Source organism: uncultured Aquimarina sp. (genome assembly GCF_947492965.1).
Lineage (GTDB): Bacteria > Bacteroidota > Bacteroidia > Flavobacteriales > Flavobacteriaceae > Aquimarina.
On record NZ_CANLOZ010000023.1, the window covers coordinates 1 to 4,022 of the forward strand.

5 protein-coding genes are annotated in these 4,022 nt (G+C 31.3%); all 5 read right to left on the bottom strand.

Annotated features, from left to right (window positions below; genetic code table 11):
- Positions 1–243 precede the first annotated feature (243 nt).
- The gene (locus Q1B37_RS24100) at positions 244–921 is read right to left on the bottom strand and encodes a hypothetical protein (RefSeq protein ID WP_299903314.1); all 678 of its coding nucleotides are present in this window, start codon (positions 919–921) and stop codon (positions 244–246) included.
- A 159-nt stretch (positions 922–1,080) separates the two neighbouring features.
- On the bottom strand, positions 1,081–1,818 hold the full coding sequence (locus Q1B37_RS24105) for a hypothetical protein (RefSeq protein WP_299903316.1): 738 nt from the start codon (positions 1,816–1,818) through the stop codon (positions 1,081–1,083).
- 190 nt (positions 1,819–2,008) lie between these two features.
- Positions 2,009–2,272, bottom strand: a complete 264-nt coding sequence (locus tag Q1B37_RS24110; RefSeq protein ID WP_299903318.1) for a hypothetical protein — start codon at positions 2,270–2,272, stop codon at positions 2,009–2,011.
- 31 nt (positions 2,273–2,303) lie between these two features.
- Positions 2,304–2,540 (bottom strand): hypothetical protein, encoded by a 237-nt coding sequence (locus tag Q1B37_RS24115; protein ID WP_299903320.1) that lies wholly within the window; start codon positions 2,538–2,540, stop codon positions 2,304–2,306.
- Positions 2,541–3,243: 703 nt separating this feature from the next.
- On the bottom strand, positions 3,244–3,933 hold the full coding sequence (locus Q1B37_RS24120) for an SH3 domain-containing protein (RefSeq protein ID WP_299903322.1): 690 nt from the start codon (positions 3,931–3,933) through the stop codon (positions 3,244–3,246).
- Positions 3,934–4,022: the final 89 nt, after the last annotated feature.

Consider the following 4,022-nt stretch of genomic DNA (forward strand, 5'->3'; position numbering starts at 1 on the left):
TACAAGAAGTTAAAATCAGTAAAATTCCAGATAATAATATTCTAGTATTTTTTTTCATAGAATTGTGTACAACGTTTTATATATGTGTCGTAGCAGAGCAAATTGTTACCCTGTTTTTCGGTTTTTCTGCGCATTGATTGCTAATTTTTACCTTTTGCAAGCATTGCGCCTTCATAAATATACAACAACCAATCTATTGATCACTTTGCTGCTATGGCACATATATGTTGTTGTAAGCAGTTTTTAATTATAATAATTAATCCAATTACTTTCATAATTATCGTCAAAATTTTGTTTTGAGTCTAATCTCATTTTAAAGCTTTCCCTTTCCCAATAATTGAACTCATCGTATTCATTTAATAGGTCAAAATATTTGTCTTCTATCAGCTTGAATTTAGTTGAATTTTTAATGTTATCTTTTTGTCCATCCTTATAAACAAATAAGGTAGCATATTCAAAAAACCTAGAAATTGTCCAAATTTCGGGAAGTTCTAATTCTTTGTAAATTTCCTTAATTCTTTTTTCAGGGATTAATAAGTTAACTTCCTCTTTGGCAATTCGTTCAAAAGCGAAACAATAAATAGATATATCCTTTATTTTTGGAGATATACTTGGGTTATTTGAGGGATTTATGATTTGAATATATTTCTCTGTAATCTCTTTCTGTTTGTTAATAGTAATATCATTGAAGTAATACTCTTCACTCATTGTAAGTTTAAGTTCCTCTTCAATAGTTTCTACATGCACATCAATCGTTAATCTATCGTTATCTTCATCAAGATTCTCTTGAATATTAAGTACTCTTACATTATAATTTTCAGAAATCCATTTTGAAAGAAGCTTAAATTTTTCTTCAATTCTACTTTTTCCTTGTTTAATAAGTTTTGTTTGTTTGTATTTTGTATCTGAAGGAAAAAACATTTTTAGTGAGTTTAGATTGCTTACAACGGTTTAGGCTATGCGCAGTTGCGTGCCTTAGCCTTGTCTTCCCAAAGATACCCAAACCATAGAAAATTTCGCAGAAATTTTCGGGTGAGCAAGAAACGAGCAATTGCGTATAGCCCGTGTTGTGTGCAGTACTTAAGCCCCGATTATTTTCAATTCGTTAATAAATTTATGTTTTAGGCTGTTTATTGAAGACAATTCTTTTATTAGAATTTGAATCAAATTTTTTAGACTGGTCCGCAAGTTTACTCTACTTAGCTCAATCAGAAGACAATTTTGCATCTGTCTTAAAAAATCATTCGGTAAATTATCAAAACTCCTACCATCAAAAGGGTTTTTACTTTCTTTTAAGCATTTCAGTACCATTACATTTTCTCTACACTTGGATAAATAGTATTCTGCTTGCCAATAATTTTCTCTTTCGATGGAAGTTCTTGTTTTCAAAGCGAATAAAATTGAATATCCTGCAATTAAATTAATTTCTGGAAGTGATTTAAACTCTCTTTCTTTTTCTTGGCCGAATATCAGTTTAAATTTATCTGTTATCGCTCCAAAATATTTGCTTGGCGTGAAGGATAAATCAACCTGCAAACCATTCGGCAAAAGAAATACCCGATAAAGTGACTCTTTATAAGAAATGTCAAATAGCCTATTTGCATCGAAACTTTCCGACATCATTTTGCTCCACTCTCTCAATACTTGGTTTGCATCTGCTTCGTTTTCGTATCCAAACGTCAAATCAATATCAGACCATTTATCATCATTTCCTACAGATTCTGAACCAACTATTGCACAATCGATGATTTTTGAATCCGATTTAGCGAAATTGATTATAGCTTCTTGAACTTCAATTCTGTCTTTTTTCGAGTACATTTTTTTTGTATTGCACACAACGTTTAATATATGTGTCGTAGCAGGACAAAATGTTACTTTGCTTTTCGATTTTTCTGCGCATTGATTGCTAACTTTTACTTTCTGCGAGCATTGCGCCTTACCAAAAATACAATAACCTTTCGATTCATCACCTAGATGCTATGATCACATATATCGTGTTAGCTACTTTTTATTTTTCTATTTTCCAGTTGAAATTTAAAGCTGTACATTTAGGACATTCAACATATTCTCCTTCAAGAGAATCTATATTACAACGGTTGCACTTTCCGTACTCTTTATTAATGTGCATAAATGAGAATTTAGCGTCAATACTTTCTATGTCATAGAGTGATTCTATTTTTTGTATTAACTCTCCGAGTTTATTATTCGCTTTTAATTCAGAAAGGATTTTTTTCTCTTCTGATGTGAAATTTGGAACTTCAAATTCCCTCATTAAACATTTTTTACAAGACAATCTCATCAAACTATAAATCTTCTTTTTGTTTGTTAAACCACTTTAGTTGAGATTCAATTCTTTCGAGTATTTTTTCATCAGAGTCATTGTGAATATCTCTAAGTTGATATTTAGGATTCATTAAATCTTTCTCATCAATGAATTCATTGATTTTAAGGTTGAAAATGGCCTGACCAAACCTTTGTTCAGGATTTTCATTCAGATAAGTAGAAATATGTTCAATTATTTTCCGATGTTCTTTTTTCATTATCAGATAATTGTAGCTAACGTTTAATATATGTGTCGTAGCAGAGCAAAATGTTACCCTGTTTTATGATTTTTCTGCTCATTGGTTGCTAACTTTTCCATTTTGCAAGCATTGAGCCTTCATAAATATACAACAACCAATCGATTGATCACTTTGCTGCTATGGCACATATATCTTGTTATCGTGCGTTCTTTTTTCAGTCACTAACCTTACTAGACTAGCCAAGCAAGGTGATACTACTTGCGTTACTGCTCCGTCAATTTTATTTTTTCTTCTCGCGATCACCTTGCAATCATTGGATTAGTGACAGATCTTACCAAATGAACCTGAACTTTTTTTCGTCAGAAGCTGATCAGCCAAAAAAGCGATTTTTTAGCACGTTTTACTTGCGTAAACCTCCTCAATTTTGGTTTTTCTTATCGCTTTTTCTTCGATTAGACCTTAACCATCACAAAAATACTCAGGTTATTGGGTGGTTAACCGTTCGTTGCTTTCGTTTTGCTTTTCAGATTTCTAAAATGCACGGATAACGTTTAATATATGTGTCGTAGCAGAGTAAAATGTTACCCTGCTTTTCGGTTTTTCTGCGCATTGGTTGCTAACTTTTACTTTCTGCTATCATTGCGCCTTCATAAATATACGATGACCTTTCGATTGATCACTTTGCTGCTATGATCACATATATGGTGTTGGCTACAGTTTTTTAACAACCTGGAGGGTTGAAAAAAGATATTATTTTCCACTTTCCATTTATTTTTGCAATAGTCATTTCTTTTATTACCGAATATGAAGTTAAATCTGCAGAAATGTATCCAATTTGTCCGGATTTAAGTTTTATTTCCAGCCAATTTATTCCGTCAATCGTTTGATATGTGCTTTTCTTCATTGTAATAATATTGCAGTCGCAGCTAAACTTTTCGAAAGATGATTGTCTTATAATTGTTCCTTTCAAGCTTGGTTTTTCTCTAATATTTACATTCTCTCCAAGTACTATTATTTCGTTATCCGTATCTATTTTTTTTAAATACGAAGGTCCTTGAAATATTATTTTGTCGTGCGGGATAATATTGTTGGGGTTTTCATCTTCAATTCTACTAAATCCAAATCTTAAAACAGTTAACATATCTTTCCAAGATTCTTCTGAACTTTCATCAAAATAATATTTGATAAATTCATCCTTCGTACAACCAGGATATCCACACGTATCTTTACTTTCAAATACACGATCTGCCAGAAAGTTTTTTAATTTTTCTTTATCCTTTTGGATTACACAGTGTAATAGATCTGTTTTAAATTTTAAAAATTCTAAATCTAAATAAGATTCATCGTTGATTAATTGGGCATTTGTATTTAAACAAAGAAATCCAATTAATATGAATATAAAATTTTTCATTTGATTTGTAGCCAACGTTTAATATATGTGTCGTAGCAGGGCAAAATGTTACCCTGCTTTTTGATTTTTCTGCGCATTGGTTGCTAACT